Raw genomic sequence first — 680 nt, forward strand, 5'->3', positions numbered from 1 at the left:
CCGTGTTCCAAATAAATCTAAATAAAGCATATATAAAATCCCCATCTGAAAACAGGTGGGGATTATTTGACGCTTACAGTATTTCTATCGCTTCATTGTTTTACTTGTATACTTTAACAGTAATTGCCAACACCGTAGAATTCTTCCAAAACTCACTTGTCCATCACCGAAACGCCCAACATAATGCTGTACCCGTCTGGATTGTCGTATTAATTGTTCTTATCGTAGGCGGGCTTGTTTTGGCCGGTTTAATGTGGGCGTGCAAAAAATATGGAGGCGGGAGATCTTTTGCTGGAGAGTTTAAAGTATTAGGAGCTTATGCAAAAATTAAGTGCTCCTAATCATGTTGAAAAACTTAAGAGTGTAATACTTTACACTCTTAAGTTTTGTCTTGACGATTAGATAGTATATAGCCGGGCGAAATTTTAATAAAATGATGACCTGATAGTCCAGACACTTTGCTGTGATGGTAAAACATACATTCTTATGCTTGCCGCCTAAGCCGAGATCTTTTCTTAAATTCAGCATATGAGGGGAGTTATATGATCTCATTACATATTGAAAATATGAGCTATGGAAATTCATTTTATTTAGATCAAATTGATATAAACCTGGATTACGAAAGTAAAATCTAGTTTATAAATACAAAAAGGGCTCCAACCTTTGGTATAATTAGGTTT

The 680-nt window shown here is 35.3% G+C and carries 1 protein-coding gene; it reads left to right on the forward strand.

Annotated elements, in window-relative coordinates; translation table 11 throughout:
- A partial coding sequence (locus AB1L08_RS22465) for a hypothetical protein (protein ID WP_413066786.1) occupies positions 1–341 on the forward strand: 341 nt, incomplete at its 5' end.
- Between the last annotated feature and the right edge of the window lie 339 nt (positions 342–680).

Source organism: Siminovitchia jepli (assembly GCF_047228825.1).
In the GTDB taxonomy this organism is placed as follows: domain Bacteria; phylum Bacillota; class Bacilli; order Bacillales; family Bacillaceae_C; genus Siminovitchia.